20 protein-coding genes are annotated in these 18638 nt (G+C 70.5%); 19 read left to right on the plus strand and 1 reads right to left on the minus strand.

Annotated features, from left to right (window positions below):
• Positions 1-121 precede the first annotated feature (121 nt).
• The 19 genes from rpsH to truA all read left to right on the plus strand — a co-directional run bounded on the left by rpsH (position 122) and on the right by truA (position 12959).
• Positions 122-520: a 30S ribosomal protein S8 gene (rpsH, locus tag PYR91_RS00165; RefSeq protein WP_279776770.1), complete on the plus strand. Its 399-nt coding sequence runs from the start codon at positions 122-124 to the stop codon at positions 518-520.
• Positions 521-539: 19 nt separating this feature from the next.
• A complete protein-coding gene (rplF, locus tag PYR91_RS00170) occupies positions 540-1082 on the plus strand; it encodes a 50S ribosomal protein L6 (protein ID WP_279776771.1) in 543 nt (180 codons plus the stop codon).
• 2 nt (positions 1083-1084) lie between these two features.
• A complete protein-coding gene (rplR, locus tag PYR91_RS00175; protein WP_279776772.1) occupies positions 1085-1465 on the plus strand; it encodes a 50S ribosomal protein L18 in 381 nt (126 codons plus the stop codon).
• Between the two features lie 49 nt (positions 1466-1514).
• A complete protein-coding gene (gene rpsE / locus PYR91_RS00180) occupies positions 1515-2147 on the plus strand; it encodes a 30S ribosomal protein S5 (protein ID WP_279776773.1) in 633 nt (210 codons plus the stop codon).
• A 3-nt stretch (positions 2148-2150) separates the two neighbouring features.
• On the plus strand, positions 2151-2333 hold the full coding sequence (rpmD, locus tag PYR91_RS00185) for a 50S ribosomal protein L30 (protein WP_093171751.1): 183 nt from the start codon (positions 2151-2153) through the stop codon (positions 2331-2333).
• A gap of 2 nt (positions 2334-2335) precedes the next feature.
• Positions 2336-2809, plus strand: coding sequence for a 50S ribosomal protein L15 (gene rplO / locus PYR91_RS00190; RefSeq protein WP_279776774.1), 474 nt, complete (start codon positions 2336-2338; stop codon positions 2807-2809).
• Between the two features lie 164 nt (positions 2810-2973).
• Positions 2974-4281, plus strand: a complete 1308-nt coding sequence (gene secY / locus PYR91_RS00195; RefSeq protein WP_279776775.1) for a preprotein translocase subunit SecY — start codon at positions 2974-2976, stop codon at positions 4279-4281.
• On the plus strand, positions 4281-4934 hold the full coding sequence (locus PYR91_RS00200) for an adenylate kinase (RefSeq protein ID WP_279776777.1): 654 nt from the start codon (positions 4281-4283) through the stop codon (positions 4932-4934). The genes secY and PYR91_RS00200 overlap by 1 nt, the downstream gene beginning before the upstream one ends.
• Before the next feature lie 142 nt (positions 4935-5076).
• Positions 5077-5919 (plus strand): type I methionyl aminopeptidase, encoded by an 843-nt coding sequence (gene map, locus PYR91_RS00205; protein ID WP_279776778.1) that lies wholly within the window; start codon positions 5077-5079, stop codon positions 5917-5919.
• Between the two features lie 61 nt (positions 5920-5980).
• Positions 5981-6409, plus strand: a complete 429-nt coding sequence (locus PYR91_RS00210) for a DUF1707 domain-containing protein (RefSeq protein WP_279776779.1) — start codon at positions 5981-5983, stop codon at positions 6407-6409.
• A gap of 183 nt (positions 6410-6592) precedes the next feature.
• Positions 6593-7069, plus strand: a complete 477-nt coding sequence (locus tag PYR91_RS00215; RefSeq protein WP_279776780.1) for a hypothetical protein — start codon at positions 6593-6595, stop codon at positions 7067-7069.
• 457 nt (positions 7070-7526) lie between these two features.
• Positions 7527-7748 carry a translation initiation factor IF-1 gene (gene infA, locus PYR91_RS00220; RefSeq protein WP_012887858.1) on the plus strand — a complete coding sequence of 74 codons (222 nt, stop codon included), beginning with the start codon at positions 7527-7529 and terminating at the stop codon, positions 7746-7748.
• A 109-nt stretch (positions 7749-7857) separates the two neighbouring features.
• Positions 7858-7971 carry a 50S ribosomal protein L36 gene (rpmJ, locus tag PYR91_RS00225; RefSeq protein ID WP_003956441.1) on the plus strand — a complete coding sequence of 38 codons (114 nt, stop codon included), beginning with the start codon at positions 7858-7860 and terminating at the stop codon, positions 7969-7971.
• A 199-nt stretch (positions 7972-8170) separates the two neighbouring features.
• Positions 8171-8551 (plus strand): 30S ribosomal protein S13, encoded by a 381-nt coding sequence (gene rpsM, locus PYR91_RS00230; protein WP_279776781.1) that lies wholly within the window; start codon positions 8171-8173, stop codon positions 8549-8551.
• A gap of 79 nt (positions 8552-8630) precedes the next feature.
• On the plus strand, positions 8631-9035 hold the full coding sequence (gene rpsK, locus PYR91_RS00235) for a 30S ribosomal protein S11 (protein ID WP_279776782.1): 405 nt from the start codon (positions 8631-8633) through the stop codon (positions 9033-9035).
• A 20-nt stretch (positions 9036-9055) separates the two neighbouring features.
• Positions 9056-9682: a 30S ribosomal protein S4 gene (gene rpsD, locus PYR91_RS00240; protein ID WP_279776783.1), complete on the plus strand. Its 627-nt coding sequence runs from the start codon at positions 9056-9058 to the stop codon at positions 9680-9682.
• Positions 9683-9802: 120 nt separating this feature from the next.
• A complete protein-coding gene (locus PYR91_RS00245; protein WP_279776784.1) occupies positions 9803-10819 on the plus strand; it encodes a DNA-directed RNA polymerase subunit alpha in 1017 nt (338 codons plus the stop codon).
• 133 nt (positions 10820-10952) lie between these two features.
• Positions 10953-11519, plus strand: a complete 567-nt coding sequence (rplQ, locus tag PYR91_RS00250; RefSeq protein WP_279776785.1) for a 50S ribosomal protein L17 — start codon at positions 10953-10955, stop codon at positions 11517-11519.
• A gap of 576 nt (positions 11520-12095) precedes the next feature.
• The gene (gene truA, locus PYR91_RS00255; protein ID WP_279777082.1) at positions 12096-12959 is read left to right on the plus strand and encodes a tRNA pseudouridine(38-40) synthase TruA; all 864 of its coding nucleotides are present in this window, start codon (positions 12096-12098) and stop codon (positions 12957-12959) included.
• A 272-nt stretch (positions 12960-13231) separates the two neighbouring features.
• On the opposite strand, the gene PYR91_RS00260 is transcribed toward truA, so the two are convergent.
• Positions 13232-14014, minus strand: a complete 783-nt coding sequence (locus tag PYR91_RS00260; RefSeq protein ID WP_279776786.1) for a hypothetical protein — start codon at positions 14012-14014, stop codon at positions 13232-13234.
• Positions 14015-18638: the final 4624 nt, after the last annotated feature.

Below are 18638 nucleotides of genomic sequence, written 5' to 3' on the forward strand. Positions count from 1 at the left end.
GGGGCCCGCGCCGCACCGGCCGTATACCGCAAGAAGTCATATCAACCGGGTGCCGAACCAGGCGCCCACGACCACACCGTAGGTCCCGCAGGGGAAACCGCGGTGAGGAGGGCCACCGGCCATGACGATGACCGACCCGATCGCAGACATGTTGACACGTCTGCGAAACGCGAACTCGGCATACCACGACACCGTGGCGATGCCGTACTCGAAGATCAAGGCGCACATCGCCGAGATCCTCCAGCAGGAGGGCTACATCCAGTCCTGGGCCGTCGAAGACGCCAAGGTCGGGAAGAACCTCGTGGTGGAGCTCAAGTTCGGGCCTACGCGTGAACGGTCCATCGCGGGCCTGCGACGGGTGTCCAAGCCCGGTCTGCGGGTCTATGCAAAGAAAGACAATCTGCCCCGGGTGCTGGGTGGCCTGGGCGTCGCGATCCTCTCGACGTCCGGTGGCCTCATGACCGACAGGCAGGCCGGCAAGCGTGGTGTAGGCGGGGAAGTCCTCGCCTACGTCTGGTAACGAGGGGAGGAACTACAGCATGTCGCGAATTGGACGGCTGCCCATCCCCGTACCGAATGGTGTTGACATCACCATCGAGGGCCGGGATGTCACGGTCAAGGGGCCGAAGGGCACGCTTTCTCACACCGTCGCGGAGCCGATCGAGGTCGCCCGCGACGACGACGGGACCCTCACGGTCTCGCGTCCGAACGACGAGAACCGCGTCCGTGCCCTGCACGGTCTGTCCCGCACGCTGGTCGCCAACATGGTCGACGGCGTGACCAAGGGTTACAGCAAGACGCTGGAGATCGTCGGCGTCGGCTACCGCGTTCAGGCCAAGGGCCCGACGCAGCTCGAGTTCGCTCTGGGCTTCAGTCACCCCGTGATCGTCGACGCCCCCGAGGGCGTCACGTTCCGAGTGGACCGCCCGACCCTGTTCCACGTCGACGGGATCGACAAGCAGAAGGTCGGCGAGGTCGCCGCGAACATCCGCAAGCTGCGCAAGCCCGACCCCTACAAGGGCAAGGGCGTGCGGTACCAGGGCGAAGTCATCCGCCGCAAGGTCGGAAAGGCTGGTAAGTAGTCATGGCCTTCACCAAGGTTGCCAAGCACACGGCCGCGCGCGCCCTGTCGCGCTCGCGCCGCCACCGCCGCGTCCGCAAGAAGGTCGTCGGCTCCCAGTCTCGCCCTCGTCTGGTCGTGAACCGCTCCGCGCGTCACCTGTTCGTGCAGATCGTGGACGACACCGCCGGTCACACGCTGGCGAGCGCGTCCACGCTGGACGCCTCCCTCCGCACGGCCGAGGGCACCAAGACGGAAAAGGCGAAGAAGGTCGGCGAGCTCCTCGCTCAGCGGGCCAAGGCCGCCGGGATCACCGCCGTGGTGTTCGACCGCGGCGGCAGCCGCTACGCCGGCCGCCTCGCGGCCCTGGCGGACAGCGCCCGTGAAGGCGGGCTGGAGTTCTGATGTCTCCAGCCACGATGGCAGTCAAGAGCAACGAGGAGAGGAACCACTGATGGCTGCAGCTCCGCGTCGCGGTGCCGGCGGCGGTGGTGAGCGGCGTGACCGTCGCGACGATCGCCGCGGTGGTGCCGCAGAGAAGGGCGTCTCGTACATCGAGCGCGTCGTGAAGATCAACCGAGTGGCGAAGGTCGTCAAGGGCGGCCGGCGCTTCAGCTTCACCGCCCTGGTCGTCGTCGGCGACGGCAACGGCATGGTCGGCGTCGGGTACGGCAAGGCCAAGGAGGTGCCCGCGGCGATCGCCAAGGGCGTCGAAGAGGCCAAGAAGCACTTCTTCAAGGTGCCGCGCATCCAGGGCACCATCCCGCACACCTCGCAGGGCGAGGACGCCGCCGGCGTCGTGCTCCTGCGTCCGGCCTCGGCCGGTACCGGTGTGATCGCGGGTGGCCCGGTGCGCGCCGTCCTGGAGTGCGCCGGCATCCACGACGTGCTGTCCAAGTCGCTCGGCTCGGACAACCCGATCAACATCGTCCACGCGACCGTGGCGGCTCTGAAGGGCCTCAGCAGGCCCGAGGAGATCGCCGCCCGCCGTGGGCTCCCGATCGAGCAGGTCGCCCCCGTACGCATGCTCAAGGCTCGCGCCGAGGGCATCGCCGAGGCCGCCGCCGCGGCGAAGGCGGTGGGTTAGCCGATGGCGCGCCTGAAGATCACTCAGGTCCGATCGAAGATCGGTGGAAAGCAGAACCAGCGTGACTCGCTGCGCTCGCTGGGCCTGAAGCGGATCGGCGACGTCGTCGTCAAGGAGGACCGCCCGGAGATCCGGGGCATGGTCGCCGTGGTGACGCATCTCGTCGATGTGGAAGAGGTCGACTAGTCATGGCCAACGCTGACAACCAGGGCGGCCCCCGGCCGCTCGGAATCCACGACCTGCGGCCCGCCCCGGGCGCCAACAAGTCGAAGATCCGCAAGGGTCGCGGCGAGGCGTCCAAGGGCAAGACCTCCGGTCGTGGCACCAAGGGCACCAAGTCCCGTACGAGCGTCCCCCTCGGCTTCGAGGGTGGTCAGGTTCCGCTCCAGCGGCGCCTGCCCAAGCTCAAGGGCTTCTCCAACGCCCTTTTCAAGACGACCTACCAGGTCGTCAACCTCACCCGGCTCGGTGAGCTGTTCCCCGACGGCGGCGACGTCTCGGTGGACAACCTCGTCGAGCGGGGCGCCGTTCGCAAGAACCAGCCGGTGAAGATCCTGGGAACCGGTGACATCTCGGTGGCGTTGAACGTGCGTGTGCATGCTATCTCCGCCTCCGCCAAGGAGAAGATCACCGCGGCCGGTGGCTCCGTCACCGAGCTGTAGTGCAGGCAGTGCGAGGCGCGGGGGCTCACGGAGAGCCGCCGCGCCCGTAGTGCGTTAGAGTGCGCTGGACAGAAGGCTGTCCAGGGCTCGTCCGACAGAGATGTGCCGATGGATTCCCAGACCTTCGCTGACCGATACCGCCTTTCAGGCGCGCAGGAGGGACCGTGCTGACCGCGATTAGCCGGGCGTTCCGTACGCCCGACCTGCGCAACAAGCTACTCTTCACGCTGGGCATCATCGCCCTGTTCAGGCTGGGTTCGGTGCTACCGACGCCCGGTGTGAACACGGTGAACGTCCAGCAGTGTCTGCGAGAGGCGCAGGCGAGCGACGCCGCCAACATCTATGGCATGGTGCAGCTCTTCAGTGGCGGCGCGCTGCTGAAACTTTCCGTGTTCGCGCTCGGCATCATGCCGTACATCACCGCGAGCATCATCCTCCAGCTCCTCACGGTGGTCATCCCCCGTCTGGAGGCCCTCAAGAAGGAGGGCCAGGCGGGCAACGCGAAGATCACGCAGTACACGCGTTACCTGACCATCGGCCTGGCGGTCCTGCAGTCCACCGCCTTCGTGGCGCTGGCGCGCACGGGCCAGCTCTTCCCGAACTGCCGCCAGCAGGTCCTGGTGAACAACGACGCCTTCACCATCGTCACCATGGTGATCACCATGACCGCCGGCACCTCGGTGATCATGTGGCTGGGCGAGCTGATCACCGACCGCGGCGTCGGCAACGGCATGTCGATCCTCATCTTCACCCAGGTCGTGGCCGTCTTCCCGTCGGAGCTGCTGAACATCTTCCGGCAGAACGCCTTCACGTTCGTCATCGTGATGGTGGTCGGCGTGTTCATGATCGCGGCGGTCGTCTTCGTCGAACAGGCCCAGCGCCGCATCCCGGTCCAGTACGCGAAGCGCATGGTGGGCCGGCGCATGTACGGAGGCACCTCCACCTACATCCCGCTGAAGGTCAACCAGGCGGGCATCATCCCGGTCATCTTCGCCTCCTCGCTGCTCTACCTTCCGCAGCTGGTCGTCTCGCTCTTCGGCACCAGCGAGAGCCCGGGGGCCGTGGTCCAGTGGCTGGCTCAGAACTTCGTCAGCGGCGACAGCCCGGCCTACATGATCACCTTCTTCGTGCTGATCATCTTCTTCACCTACTTCTACGTGTCCATCACCTTCAACCCCGTTGAAGTCGCCGACAACATGAAGAAGTACGGTGGATTCATCCCGGGCATCCGCCCGGGACGGCCGACCGCCGAGTACCTCTCGTACGTGCTCAACCGGTTGACCGCCCCCGGTTCGCTGTATCTGGGTCTGATCTCCATGGTGCCGATCATCGCGCTGGCCGTGGCAGGTGCGAGCCAGAACTTCCCGTTCGGAGGCACGAGCATTCTGATCATGGTTGGTGTTGGGCTGGACACCGTGAAGCAGATCGAGAGCCAGCTGCAGCAGCGGAACTACGAGGGCTTCCTCAAGTAGTGCGCGTCGTCCTGGTCGGGCCCCCCGGAGCGGGCAAGGGGACACAGGCCCAGTTCATCGCATCGAACCTGTCCATCCCGAAGATCTCGACAGGGGACATCTTCCGTGCCAACGTCTCGGGCGGCACGGAACTCGGCAGGCTTGCCAAGGAGTACATGGACCGCGGCGACCTCGTACCCGACGAGGTGACCATCGCCATGGTCCGCGACCGTCTCAGCGAGCCCGACGCCCAGGAGGGCTTCCTGCTCGACGGGTTCCCTCGCAACGTGCCCCAGGCACAGATCCTCAACAAGATGCTGGCCGAGTTCGGCACGGCGCTCGACATCGTCCTCGAACTCGTCGTCGACGACGAGGAGGTCGTGCGCCGGCTGGCGGGCCGTCGCACCTGCCGCTCCTGCGGCAAGGTGTGGCACATCGCGTTCGACCCGCCCACCAAGGAGGGCGTCTGCGACGCCTGCGGCGGTGAGCTGTTCCAGCGCGACGACGACCGCGAGGAGACGATCCGCCACCGGCTGGAGGTCTACCAGGAGCAGACCGCTCCCCTGATCTCCTTCTACGCCGATGAGCACATCCTGCACGGGGTGGACGCCACCGGGCCCGTCGAGGAGATCACCCAGCGGGCGATGCGGGAGCTCAGCCGCTTCGCCGACTGATGTTCGCCGCCGGGCCCCGGCCCGGCGGGCGCACGCCACTTCTGGAGTTCGCTTCCAGGGGTGGCGTTCGCCATGTGGGGGGACAATTGGGGGAATTGGGCTGTCGCCTCGTCCGTTGATTCACCCCAGGGGGTGCCGGTAAGTGTTCAAGAAGAACAGACACGGAATTCAGATCAAGACATCCGAGCAGCTCGGCAAGATGCGGGCCGCCGGCCTCGTCGTCGGCAGGACGCTCGAGATGCTGCGCGACTCGGCCCGGCCGGGCATGACGCCGCTCGACCTCGACGCGCTCGCCGAGAAGGCCATCCGCGACGAGGGCGCGGTCCCCTCCTTCAAGGGCTACCAGGGGTTCCCCGCGACGATCTGCGCCTCGGTCAACGACGAGGTCGTCCATGGCATCCCCACCGACCAGCGGCCCCTGCGCGACGGCGACATCATCTCCATCGACTGCGGCGCCATCCTGGACGGCTGGCACGGCGACTCCGCGATCACCATCGCGATCGGCGAGGCCGACCCGCGGCTCACCGAGCTGATGCGGGTGACCGAGGAGGCCATGTGGCGCGGTATCGCCGCGCTGACCGTAGGTGCGCACCTTTCCGACGTGGGGGCCGAGGTCGAGCGTTACGTGCGCTCTCAGGGCCGCTACGGCATCCCTCCGGAGTACGGGGGCCACGGCATCGGCACCGAGATGCACATGGACCCGTGGGTGGCCAACCACGGCAAGCCGGGCAGGGGCCCGCGCCTTGAGGCCGGCATGTGCTTCGCCATCGAGCCGATGGTCAACCTGGGCACCGAACGCACCCGCGTCCTGGCCGACGACTGGACGGTGGTGACGGTCGACGGGAAGCCCTCGGCGCACTTCGAGCACAGCGTCGCCGTCACCGAGGACGGCCCCTGGGTGCTCACCGCCCTCGACGGGGGCGAATCCAGGCTTGGCCGGCGTCCCGATGGGCAGATCACATCCGAGGGCACCGCGGGGCATTGACGTTCGTTGACCCATCCATGAAGGGCGTCCAGGGTGGACGCCGACGCGGGAGTTGATGGTGATGGCGGCGACACCGGAGATGAGGGCGTCAGACGGCGACCGCGACAAGGTCGCGGCCGCGCTGCGCGAGCACTGCGCCGAGGGCAGGCTCACCATCGAGGAGTTCAACGAGCGCCTGGAGCTGGTCTACCAGGGGCGCACCTACGGTGACCTGCAGAAGCTGACGGCCGACCTGCCCGAAATCGACCTGCGCGCCCGCAGGCAGGAGGTCGCCAAGCCGACGGCCAAGCCCAAGAAGTCGGCGGAGGCCGAGCTCAAGGCGGCGTGGGGCGTGTGGCTGATGGTCGTCGCCGTCTGCTCGGTCATCTGGGCGCTGACCGACTTCGGCGGATATTTCTGGCCGATGTGGGTGGGCGGTCCCTGGGGCGCCATCCTGCTGGTCAGCACGTTCGTCACCGCCGCGGGCGGCGGCGGGCAGTCGAAGAAGTAGGCGTTGTGGGCTGTCCCGAGTGTGCCGTTATGCACGCTCGGCTCTGAGTGTGGATTCCTACGCAGATCGATCGCTCCGGTCTTCCTAACGTGTGCGGTGTCCGGAAAGAGCAGCACCAGAAAGCTCGCCCGGCACGGGGAACCGTCCTCGACTCACGAGGACGCTCGCAACAGGAGGAACACCGTGCGAAAGATTCGCAACCTGCTCGTCAGCACCGCCCTCGCCGGTTCGCTGGCCGCGGGCATCGCCGCCACCGCCCCCGCCGCCCAGGCGGAGACCAGCGCCGCCGCCGGCACCGCGGTGACCGCCGAGGCACAGGCGGCACGCCACTTCTTCGGCCCGATCTACTCCACGTTCGGCCGGGGCGAGGACCGCGGGCACCGGTCCTACTTCAAGGGCCACTGGAAGAAGTCGAACGGCCGCTACTGGTTCTACGGCAGCCTGTTCGACCGCGACCGTGACCGCGACTACAGCTACGTGTGGTTCCGGTGGCACGACGACCGCGGCTTCCACGCGAAGTACTACAAGACCTTCGGCAAGAAGGACTTCTCGAAGTTCGGCGGCTTCCGCAAGAGCTCGGGCTTCGACGACTTCGACATCCGCGTGTGCGAGGGCGACAACCGCTTCGACGACTGCGGCCGCTGGTCCGACGTCTTCTAGGAGACGAGCTTGACCGTCCGGTCGCCGCGAGGGGGGCCGGATGCGGGGGAACACGGGCGGGCGCTCCCAGGGCGCCCGCTCTTCTCGCGTTCACGGGCATTGGACGCAGCCTTTACCACTCATGGCAGTTTCCCGGCTTATTGTCAGGTAGATGATCTTTCTCGGCGGGGGAGTACTTAGGCACACGCCCATCCCGGCCCGGTGTCGGCGGTGCCGGGCGCGGGGTGGGCGTGTTCCCTTTCCGCTGGGCGGCCTCGCTGGGGTACGCTGGTGGTCGGTTGTGTCCGGACAAGTGCCAGGCGTTTCGCATTTCCGCGCCGGTTGTCGTACACTCCTTTGTCGGTCCACTATGACCATCGCGCGTCGGCGGTCCATGCATCGCCGCATCTATACGCGTGGGTCGCGGCTGCGTAGTGTGCCGACACCTCAGACGACCGATCAGTGAAACGCGAGGGACATGGCCAAGAAGGACGGCGCCATCGAGATCGAGGGCACTGTGGTTGAGTCGCTCCCGAACGCGATGTTCCGGGTGCAGCTCGACAACGGCCATAAGGTCCTGGCCCACATCAGCGGGAGGATGCGGATGCACTACATCCGGATCCTGCCCGACGACAGGGTTGTCGTCGAACTGAGCCCTTACGACCTCAGTCGTGGGCGGATCGTCTACCGATACAAGTAACTGCCCTCCCCGGTGGGAAGGCCGAGCCGGCCGGGCGCGCTGACGCGCGCCGAGGCGGGCGCGGCCGGGTGACCGGCGGGCGGGCCGTCTGAGGAAACGACGAAGGACTATGAAGGTCAAGCCGAGCGTCAAGAAGATCTGCGACAAGTGCAAGGTGATCCGCCGGCACGGTCGCGTCATGGTGATCTGCGACAACCTGCGCCACAAGCAGCGCCAGGGCTGATCGCGGCCCCGGAGGGACTGTCCGCGCCAGCGCGGCGCCGGCCCCCGGGGACGACAAGTAAACGCGCATCACACCCGCACAGGCGGCCACGCCGAACCGTGCGGGCGACCCCCGGTCGGAGGCCGGGGCCCTCACCCCGGGCATGGGGAGGGGTAGTGACGCGCAGGACCTCCGCCACACCGAAGGAGAATGCCCGACCATGGCTCGCCTGGTTGGCGTCGACCTCCCCCGCGACAAGCGGCTGGAGATCGCTCTCACCTACATCTACGGAATCGGCCGCAGCCGCGCTCTGGAAATCCTGAGCGCGACGGGGATCAGCGGGGACCTCCGGGTCCACCAGCTCTCCGACACCGAGCTGGTGCCGCTGCGCGACTACATCGAGGGAACCTTCAAGATCGAAGGTGACCTCCGCCGCGAAGTGCAGGCCGACATCCGCCGCAAGATTGAAATCGGCTGCTACCAGGGCATCCGACACCGCCGCGGCCTTCCCGTGCACGGTCAGCGTACGCAGACCAACGCGCGCACCCGTAAGGGCAAGAAGAAGACCGTGGCCGGCAAGAAGAAGCCCGGCAAGAAGTAGTCCGCGACGGGGCGCCGAGGCCGCGAGGCCGCGCCTCAGTCCACGCAGCAGGACCGATCACCTCAGGAGATAGCGCTACATGCCTCCGAAGAGCCGCCAGGCCGCACAGAAGAAGGTGCGCCGCAAGGAGAAGAAGAACGTCGCTCACGGGCACGCCCACATCAAGAGCACGTTCAACAACACGATCGTCTCGATCACCGACCCCACCGGGAACGTGATCTCCTGGGCGAGCGCGGGCCACGTCGGTTTCAAGGGCTCCCGCAAGTCCACTCCGTTCGCCGCGCAGATGGCCGCCGAGAACGCCGCGCGCCGCGCCATGGAGCACGGCATGCGCAAGGTCGACGTCTTCGTCAAGGGCCCGGGGTCCGGTCGCGAGACCGCCATCCGGTCTCTGCAGGCCACCGGCCTGGAGGTGGGGTCCATTCAGGACGTCACCCCCGTTCCCCACAATGGTTGCCGTCCGCCCAAGCGCCGCCGCGTCTGAGGCCCAGGAGATACTGAGAAATGGCTCGTTACACCGGAGCGGACTGCAAGCTGTGCCGTAGGGAGAAGACCAAGCTCTTCCTCAAGGGCACCAAGTGCGAGTCCCCCAAGTGCCCGATCGAGATCCGTCCCTACCCGCCGGGTGAGCACGGACGCGGTCGTCCCAAGGAGTCGGAGTACCAGCTCCAGCTCCGTGAGAAGCAGAAGACCCGCCGCATCTACGGCATCCTCGAGAAGCAGTTCCGCAACTACTACGAGGAAGCCAACCGCAAGGGCGGCAAGACCGGCGAGAACCTCCTCCAGATCCTGGAGAGCCGGCTCGACAACGTGATCTTCCGGGCCGGCCTCGCCGTCTCGCGCGACGCGGCCCGCCAGCAGGTTCGCCACGGCCACATCGTGGTTAACGGCCGGAAGGTCGACATCCCGTCGTACCGCGTCCGCGAGCACGACATCATCGAGGTTCGCGAGAAGTCGCGTAACCTGATGCCGTACGAGGTGGCTCGCGCCACCGTCGGCGACAGGACCGTCCCGGCCTGGCTGGGCGTCGTTCCCGACAGGCTCCGGGTGCTGGTCCACCAGCTCCCGGTCCGTCAGCAGATCGACACCCAGGTCCAGGAGCAGCTGATCGTCGAGCTCTACTCCAAGTAAGAGCTCGCACAAAGCCTGGCGGCCGCCGCACGGCCTCTTCGGAGGCCGTGCGGCGTCGGCAGTGAACAACCGTCGCGGTGGTCAAATAGCGGGCCCCGCGGAACCCAGGGGAGAACCCACATGCTGATCGCACAGCGCCCGTCCCTTCTCGAGGAGTCGCTCGAGGAGACCAGGTCCCGGTTCGTCATCGAGCCGCTGGAGCCCGGTTTCGGTTACACCATCGGCAACTCTCTGCGGCGCACGCTGCTGTCCTCCATTCCGGGGGCGGCGGTCACGAGCATCCGCATCGAGGGCGTCCTGCACGAGTTCTCGACCGTTCCCGGGGTCAAGGAAGACGTCACCGACATCATCCTCAACCTCAAGGGCCTGGTCGTCTCCTCCGAGCACGACGAGCCGGTCGTGATGTACCTGCGTAAGCAGGGCCCGGGCGAGGTCACCGCCGCCGACATCGCGCCGCCGGCCGGTGTCGAGGTGCACAACCCCGAGCTGCACATCGCCACGCTGAACGGCAAGGCGAAGCTCGAGATGGAGCTGACGGTCGAGCGCGGCCGCGGTTACGTCTCCGCCGCCCAGAACAAGCAGCAGGGCCAGGAGATCGGCCGCATCCCGGTCGACTCGATCTACTCGCCGGTGCTGAAGGTGACCTACAAGGTCGAGGCCACCCGAGTCGAGCAGCGCACCGACTTCGACCGTCTGATCCTGGACGTCGAGACCAAGCCGTCGATGAAGCCCCGCGACGCGGTGGCCTCCGCCGGCAAGACCCTGGTCGAACTGTTCGGCCTGGCCCGCGAGCTCAACGTCGAGGCCGAGGGCATCGACATCGGCCCGTCGCCGACGGACGCGGCGCTCGCCGCCGACCTGGCGCTGCCGATCGAGGAGCTGAACCTCACCGTCCGCTCCTACAACTGCCTCAAGCGCGAGGGCATCCACACCGTGGGTGAGCTCGTGGCCCGCAGCGAGCAGGACCTCCTCGACATAAGGAACTTCGGCGCGAAGTCCATCGAAGAGGTCAAGCAGAAGCTGCACGAGATGTCGCTGGCGCTCAAGGACTCCCCGCCCGGGTTCGACCCGACCGCGGTGGCCGGCGGCGACTACGACGACGACGACGCGCGGTACGTCGAGACCGAGCAGTACTGACGTTCCGACCGGCTCCGGCCGGCGGCACGGATTTTCTGTCAACGGACGCCTGGCGGGCTTCGCTCGCCGGGTCGTCCGGCCCGACTCCGGTACCTGGTACGGCCGTTGCGGGTTATCTCAAAGGAGAGCGAACATGCCCAAGCCTGCCAAGGGCGCACGTCTCGGCGGCAGCCCGGCACACGAGCGGCTGATCCTGGCGAACCTCGCCACGGCGCTGTTCCAGCACGGCCGCATCAAGACCACCGAGACCAAGGCCAAGCGCCTCCGGCCGGTGGCCGAGCGCCTGATCACCAAGGCCAAGAAGGGCGACATCCACAACCGTCGCCAGGTGCTCACCGTGGTCAAGGACAAGGGCGTCGTCCACCACCTGTTCACCGAGATCGCTCCCACCTTCGCCGAGCGTCCCGGCGGCTACACCCGCATCACCAAGCTCGGCCCGCGCCGGGGCGACAACGCCCCCATGGCGCTGATCGAGCTGGTGACGGAGCCGCTGAACGCCGTCACCCGCACCGTCTCCACCCCCGCCGCCGCGCCCGCCGAGGAAGTCGTCGAGCTTCCCGAGGGCGACGTCAAGGGCACCGAGACCGCTTCGGACGAGCCCGCGGACGCCACCACGGCCGACGAGAAGCCCGCCGACGAGACGGCGACCGCCGACGACGCTGACGAGAAGAAGGCCGACTCCAAGAAGGACGAGGCCTGATCCTCACACCCGTCGCGCCGGGGCCACCGCTCCCGGCCGCGTGAGATCGTGACCGGCCCAGCGCACTGCTCCAGTGTGCTGGGCCTTCGCGTTGAAGGCGACGGCCCTGACCGTCCGCCGCCCCACCCTCCGGCGCCAACGCGCCGAACGACCGCCCGAAAGGGGGCGCCCGCCGTGAGCGACCCCACGCACGCCCCGCCCCCCACCGAGAACGACCGGGGGTTGCCCGCCGTGAGCGATCCCGGTCAGGCCCCGTCCGCCACCGAGATCGGCCTGAGGGTGTCCGTCGTGGGCGATCCCGGTCACGCCCTGCCCGGTACCGGGAGCGGCCTGAGGGTGCCCATCGTGGGCGATCCCGGTCACGCCCTGCCCGGTAGCGGGAGCGGCCTGAGGGTGCCCGTCGTGGGCGATCCCGGTCACGCCCTGCCCGGCACCGGTTACGGGCGTGAGCACTCCGAGAGCTCTCCGGCGCACGGCGCCGGTGAAGCCGACCCGGCCGGCCTCGACCCGCGCCCGGAGGCGGCGCGGGCGTCCGTCGCTGAGCGAGGCGAGGAAACCGGTGGCGAGGCGGCGGCCGTGCGTCTCCGGCTGGATCTGGCCTATGACGGCACGGACTTCTCCGGGTGGGCCCGCCAGCCGGGGCGGCGGACCGTTCAAGGTGAGCTGGAGGCGGCGCTCGGCCGCGTTCTGCGTCTCGACCCGGCTCCGTCCCTGACGGTCGCCGGCCGCACCGACGCGGGGGTGCACGCGCGCGGGCAGGTCGCCCACGTCGACCTCCCCCCGGAGACGCTGGCGGCGGTCGACGGCCGCCGGAGCGGCGCGGTGGAAGAACCCCCCGGCACGGCTGAGCGCCTCACCAGACTGATACGACGTCTCGCGGGCGTCCTACCCCCGGATGTGCGGGTGTGGACCGTCACAGAGGCCCCTGAGGGCTTCGACGCGCGCTTCTCGGCGATGTTCCGTCGCTACGTCTACCGGGTCACCGACGCCCCGGGCGGCGTCGACCCGCTGCGCAGGCGGGAGATCCTCTGGCACGCGCGCCCTCTGGACATGGAGCGGATGAACGCCGCCGCGGCCCGCCTGCTCGGCGAGCACGACTTCGCCGCGTTCTGCAAGCGCCGCGACGGCGCCACGACGATCCGCGAGCTGCAACGCCTGGAATGGGCCCGCGACCCCGACGGCCTGCTCGTGGCCACGGTCGTCGCCGACGCGTTCTGCCACTCCATGGTGCGCGCCCTGGTCGGCTCCCTGCTCGCCGTCGGCGAGGGCCTGCGTCCCGTGGAATGGCCGGGAACCGTCCTGGCGAACGCCGTACGCGACTCCGGCGTCAACGTGGCCCCCGCCCACGGCCTCTGCCTGGAAGAGGTCGGCTACCCCACCCCCGACGCCCTCCTCGACCGCGCCCGCCAGACCCGCCGCCTGAGAACCCTCACCCGCTGACGCGACCCGACACCCCGCCCCACCCGTGACCAGGCCACCTGACGGCCGGACTCCGACATCCGGGTGCGCCCCCGATTCACCTTCGCGCCGGACGCGAAGCCTCGACCGCCACCCCACGCCGCGCCGCAACGGCCGGCCCGCCAGGCGCGCCGATCGTAGGGCCGCCTCCCCCTCGCGGGCCGGCCGTCGTTGACGGCGCCGGACTGCCTGTGCGACATGCCGTCGCGGCGGCGCCGGGTGGAAGGGGCAGGGGCCGGGAGGTTGCCGGGGCGTCAGCCGGTGACGCGTTTCTCGATCACCTGGGCCGTGTGGTCGCGGAAGGCGCCGCTGACCGGGCCCAGGTCCTTCTCCTTGGTCGTCGGGGTGTGGCCGTCGCTGTAGGTGGCGAAGCTGAAGACGATGTAACGGCCCCAGACCAGGCCGGCGGCGTATCCGCCGGAGATGTCGGCCTTCTCGGCGCCGGTTCCCGCGTTGCCCGCCAGGCCGCGGAACCACTGCGTCTTGGCGAGGTTCTTCTTGCGGTCCGCCGCGACGGCGTCCTCCTTGGTGGGGAACACGGCGATGCCGGTGGTGATGGCGTACTTGCGCCGGACGTCGACGTACGTGGCCCGCAGGACGCGGCCGCACTTCGCCTTCTTGAGCGCCGTGGCGAACGTCCCGACGGCGACCTTGGCGCACTGGGCCGTGATGTCGACCTTCGCGCGGGTGTAGGTGCGTCCGTCGAGCTTCACCCGCCGCGCCGCGAACGCCTCCTTGAGGGTGAGCTTCTTCGGGTCGGTCGCCTCGGAGTTGAGCACGTTCGTCACGACCGGGCTCGGCTTGGGAAGCGGGTCTTCGGTCTCCGGCACGTGCGGGTCGACGGAGGGGATCGGGCTGGGCAGGCTCAGCGGCTCGTTGTCGCCGCTGTAGACGTTGTAACCGAACACGGCGGCCGTCCCCACCGCGGCGAGGGCCACGGCGACACCGGCGGCCAGGGCCACCTTCTTGCCCGAGCTCGGCCCGGTGTCCGCGCCTGCGGGCGTCGGCGGCGCGGGGGGAGCGGCTCCCGGGGGCACGAACGGCGGCCTCTCGACGACCGCTTCACCCCCGGCACGCCCGGGGTCGGCCCCCGGACGGCCGGTCGCCGATCCCGGCCGACCGGCCTCGGCACCAGGCCGGGCCACCTCGGATCCGGCACGTCCGGCCCCGCCGGGCGTCCCCGTCCCGGCCGAGGCGCCTGACCCGGCCTTTCCCGTCTCCGCCGGGTCACCGGCCGTTCCTACGGGGGCGGACGGCCCCCAGGCAGCCGAGGCCGGCGAGCCGGTCGACGGCTTGGATTCCACACCGGACGGCGACGAGGTGGCCACCGGGCTGGCCAGCGGCGCATGAGGCATTCGGCCGGCCAGTGGTGAAGCGGACGCCTGACCGGACGGCGGTGACTGCCCCTGGCCGGGAGGCAACGATCGCGGCTGACCGGACGGCGGTGAATGAGGTGACTGCCCTGGCGGCGGTGTCCGCGGCTGCCCGGAGGGCGGTGAATACTGCGGCGAGCCGGACGCAGTCGCGTACGGCTGGCCGGACGGTGCAGGAGACGGCGGCGAGCCGGACGGCGCAGCGGTGCCGGGAGGCGGCGAGGTCGTCAGCGGCCCCAGGCTCCGAGGCGCGGGCGGAAGAGGCGTCCCCGGAGCGGGTGCGCCCGGCAAACCGCCTCCCGAACTCGCCAGGGGCGGCAACGCGGCCCCTGTGGGCAGCAACGGCACTCTCGAAGCCCGGCCGGACACCGAAGGCGTTCCCGGAGCCGAGTAAGGCCCCCCAGGCCCGCCCGCTGCCGGCCCACCCGTAGACGGCCCCGCGGGCGGCCCTCCCGGGTGCGGCCCTCCCGAATGCGGGGCCCCTGTCTGCGGCCCTCCTGTCTGCGGCCCTCCTGTCTGCGGGCCGCCCGAGGCGGCCCCGGTCGCTTGGGAGACCGGCGGCACGGCCCCGTCTCCGCGCGTTCCCGGCGCACCCCCCAACCCCTGTGACGCTCCTTGCCCGGCACTGCCCTCCGGTGCCGCGACAGGCCCGCCCCCATGGGCTCCAGGAGCGGCCCCAACCCCGAAGGACGCTGCCGGGCCGGACCCCCCTTCCCGCGCGCCGGGGGTAAGCCCGGTGCTCTGCGGCGCCGCCAGGGTGGGGCCATCTCCGTGTGTTCCGGGGGTGGTGCCGATTCCGTGGGGCGTTGCGGGGCCGGGTCCGTTGCCCTGCGTGCCGGGGGTGGGTCCGGTGCTTTGTGGTGTCGCGGGGGTGGGGCCGCCTCCGTGTGTTCCGGGGGTGGTGCCGATTCCGTAGGGCGTTGCGGGGCCGGGTCCGTTGCCCTGCGTGCCGGGGATGGGTCCGGTGCTTCGCGGCGGCGCTGTGGTGGGGCCGCCTTCATGGGGTCCTGGTGCGGCTCCGTAGGGCGTTGCCGGAGCGGGGCCGGTTCCGTGCTGGCCCGCTGGCGCGGGTCCGGCTGGGCGGCCTCCCGGATGGGATCGGGCCGAATGTGATGTTCCCGAGGCGGGCCCGGTGGCGTGGGGGGCTCCCGTAGTGAGACCAGCTCCGGCTCCGGGGGTTTCGGACCGGACCGAGGATCCCTGGAGGGCTCCGGGGTCGGGCCATGCTGCTCGCTGGGAGCCTGCGGCACTGCCGGTCGGCTGCGGCGTACCGGCGTGTGTGGCCGGTTGGGAGGGGCCCGGGCTCGGGTGAGGCGCCGGGGAGAGCCCTCTGGCTCCGGTCGACTCGGCTGATACCGGCCACACGGGCGACCCGGGCCATTCGACGGAGCCCAGGGCGCCGTAGCTGGTCGACGGGCTCGCGGCAGGGCCGGCTGATCCCGATCCGCCGGGTCCGCCGGACGTGCGTGGTTCGGTGGGGCGGGGCGGTCCCATCGGGCTCTCGGACAGCCGGGCCGATCCGGCGGAGGGGCGGCCGGGCGGGGTGGGCGTGGAGGGGCCGTTCGGTCGATCCGAGGCCGATGGGGACATGCTCAAGCCTCGTCGGCGGTCGGACGGCAACCCGAGGTCGGGGAGCGTCACTGGGGCGGGCGGCAGCGGCGTGCCGGGAGCCGGTGCCGGCGGCAGGCCGGAGGACGGCGTGAACCGAGGACCGGCCTGCGGACGCGGTTCGCCAGGCGCCACGTTCCGCGCTGAGGAAGGGCCCGAGGTAGGCGCGTCCAGCGCGGACACCTCCCACCCGGGTGCCCCCGGCGAGGGACTCGTCGCCGGCGCTTGGGGGGCGAGCCCCGGAGCCGAAGGCATGGGTACAGGGCCGCCAGGAGCTGTTCCAGGGCCGGACGATTCGAAAGCTCCGGGGGGTGTTCCGGGGGCGGACGGCTGGAAAGTTCCGGTGGTTGCTTCGAGACCTGACGGTTCGAAAGTTCCGGGGGTTGTTCCCGGGCTGGACGGCTGGAAAGTACCGGGGGTTGCTTCGAGACCTGACGGTTCGAAAGCTTCCGGGAGTGTTCCAGGGCCGGACGGTTCGAGAGCTCGCGGGGTTGTTCCCGGGCCGGATGGCTGGAAAGTTCCGGGGGATGTTCCGAGGCCGGACGGTTCGAAAGCTTCCGGGCGTGTTCCTGGGGCGGACGGCTCGAAAGCTCGCGGGGCCGGTCCCGGGGCCGACGGTTCGCGGACCCCTGGGGCTGTTCCCGGAGTGGAGGGTTCCGGGGCTTCCTGGGCTGACGACCCTGGGGCCGGAGGCTTGGAATTCTCCGGCGCGTGAGGGGTGTCGGGCGCGGGGGGACGCGGCGCCGGTATTGAAGGCGTGGGCACCGGGGGCGGGGACGGCGCGGGAATCGAGGGCGACGGCATCGGCGACGGCACCGGCGAATGAGGCGGCCCGGGGGCTGGAGGGGTCGGCCCGGGAGCCGATGGGGGGGACGCGGGCGCTGGGGGGCGCGGCGACTCGTGACCTGGTGCGGGGGATGGGGTGGCGGGCCGCTCGGCTTCTCCGGTGTCACCGGCGACCGGCGGCACGCCCGCCAGAGACCCCCAAGCCCTGCCGGGTGAGGCGCCGGCCACGTCGACCGGCCCGTCCACCGTCCCGAACGGTGCGTCAGAGCCGGTCGCGCCATGTGCCGAGCCGAGGGGGGTGTCCGGCCCGTTGGGCAGGCGTCCGGCCATGCCGGCGCCCGCGCCGGCTTCGCCCGAAGGCGTCTTCGCTGCGTCGGAGGGTGCTGCGTTGGCGTCCAGGTCGGTGTGCGCCGCGCTGAAGGGCGCGTGGGGTGTGCTGGACGGTGGTTCGGCGCCGCCGGGGCGCGCGGATGGCGCGCTGAGGGGGAGGGCCGGCCCGTCTGGCGCGCCGGTTTCACCGAGGCCCGCGTCGGCCACGCCGAATGGGGCCTCGGCCCCGCTGGGTGCGGCGGGCTTGGCCGGTGGTGCGATGGCCGGTCGGGGCGGCCAGACGGGGATGTCGACGTAGGGGGGCTGGTCGGCCGGGCCTACGCCGTTGGCGGGCTGCGCGAACAAGACGGGGTCGGCGTGCGCGCCCGCCCGCTCACCCGTCTCGGAGGGCCGGTGGGCGCTCGCGGTCGCCGGTTCGGGGGACGGGGTCCGGTGCGGCGCCGGTGACGTGGACGGCGCCTCCGGCAGCGCAGGTGACCTGGGGGACGTCTCCGGCGGCGCCGGTGACTTGGAGGACGCCTCCAGCGGTGCCGGTGAGGTGGGGGGCGTCTCCGGCGGCGACGTTACCGGCGCGGGCCAGACGAGCATTTCGTGAACGGGCCCCCGCGCGGGCGTCGTGGCGTCCCGCCGGGGTGACGGCGGCTGGACATCCCGGCCGGCGGCATCCGGCCGCAGGGTCGGCGGCTGGACCTGGCCGGCGGCGCTGCCCGGTTCCGACGACCCCCCCTGGGCGTCCCAGGCGGCGACGTGCGGCCGCGGAGCTTGGCTGGGGGCGCCGTCCGGTTCTGATGAGATCGGTTGGGCGTGCCTGGCGCCGGCGTTGGGCTCGGCGAGCGGCTGGGGGTGGCCGGTGGTGATGGGCTGTGGGGTCGGCGGCCGCGGGGCTTGGCTGGGGGCGCCGTCCGGTTCCGATGAGATCGGTTGGGCGTGCCTGGCGCCGGCGTTCGGCTCCGCGAGCGGCGGATGGCCGTGCGAAGCATGGGGCTCGGGGGACGGCGGCTGGGGGTGGCCGGTGGCGGTGTCCGGCGACGGGGACGGCGGGTGGGCGTGCCGCCCGGGGCGGTGGAGACCGCCTGCGGCGTCGGAGTACGGCTCGGGCGCGGGTGCGGCGGGCGCCGTCGGCGGGAGGTGCCCGGACGGGGGCGGTGTCTCTCGGAAGGCGCGAGGGGGTTCGAGGTGCCCGGATGGGGGCGGTGTGTCACGGAAGGCGCGAGGGGGTTCCTGGAAGGCCGGAGGCGTCTCGAATGCGGGACTCGGGGGCCGCTCGGCGTTCCTGTCACGGTCGGCGGTGAACCACTCGTTCTCCGTCGGGAAACGCTCGTCCGGAGCCCATGGCTGCGCGTTGGACGCGAGGCGCCAGTCGTCGGACGAGGTGCCGGTCTCCCGCGTGGAACCGGCCTGCGCGCCGGTCGCCTCTGAACGCTTCGGCGGGGCCGCCCCTGCGGACTCCCAGGGCTCGGCGGTGGCGCCGGTCGGCCAGGTGCTGGTGAACGACGTGTGCGGCGTCTGCGGGGGACCGGGCGGTGTGCTCGCCGTCGGATGGACGGGGACGCCGCTCTCCCCC

Source organism: Sphaerisporangium sp. TRM90804 (assembly GCF_029846175.1).
Classification (GTDB): Bacteria; Actinomycetota; Actinomycetes; order Streptosporangiales; family Streptosporangiaceae; genus Sphaerisporangium.

Coding starts and splice junctions, on each gene's coding strand:
- rplR (WP_279776772.1), top strand. CDS start 1,085: ATGGCCTTCACCAAGGTTGCCAAGCACACGGCCGCGCGCGCCCTGTCG.
- rplO (WP_279776774.1), top strand. CDS start 2,336: ATGGCCAACGCTGACAACCAGGGCGGCCCCCGGCCGCTCGGAATCCAC.
- rpmJ (WP_003956441.1), top strand. CDS start 7,858: ATGAAGGTCAAGCCGAGCGTCAAGAAGATCTGCGACAAGTGCAAGGTG.
- rplQ (WP_279776785.1), top strand. CDS start 10,953: ATGCCCAAGCCTGCCAAGGGCGCACGTCTCGGCGGCAGCCCGGCACAC.
- rpsD (WP_279776783.1), top strand. CDS start 9,056: ATGGCTCGTTACACCGGAGCGGACTGCAAGCTGTGCCGTAGGGAGAAG.
- rplF (WP_279776771.1), top strand. CDS start 540: ATGTCGCGAATTGGACGGCTGCCCATCCCCGTACCGAATGGTGTTGAC.
- PYR91_RS00245 (WP_279776784.1), top strand. CDS start 9,803: ATGCTGATCGCACAGCGCCCGTCCCTTCTCGAGGAGTCGCTCGAGGAG.
- PYR91_RS00210 (WP_279776779.1), top strand. CDS start 5,981: ATGGCGGCGACACCGGAGATGAGGGCGTCAGACGGCGACCGCGACAAG.
- rpsM (WP_279776781.1), top strand. CDS start 8,171: ATGGCTCGCCTGGTTGGCGTCGACCTCCCCCGCGACAAGCGGCTGGAG.
- rpsE (WP_279776773.1), top strand. CDS start 1,515: ATGGCTGCAGCTCCGCGTCGCGGTGCCGGCGGCGGTGGTGAGCGGCGT.
- infA (WP_012887858.1), top strand. CDS start 7,527: ATGGCCAAGAAGGACGGCGCCATCGAGATCGAGGGCACTGTGGTTGAG.
- rpmD (WP_093171751.1), top strand. CDS start 2,151: ATGGCGCGCCTGAAGATCACTCAGGTCCGATCGAAGATCGGTGGAAAG.
- rpsH (WP_279776770.1), top strand. CDS start 122: ATGACGATGACCGACCCGATCGCAGACATGTTGACACGTCTGCGAAAC.
- rpsK (WP_279776782.1), top strand. CDS start 8,631: ATGCCTCCGAAGAGCCGCCAGGCCGCACAGAAGAAGGTGCGCCGCAAG.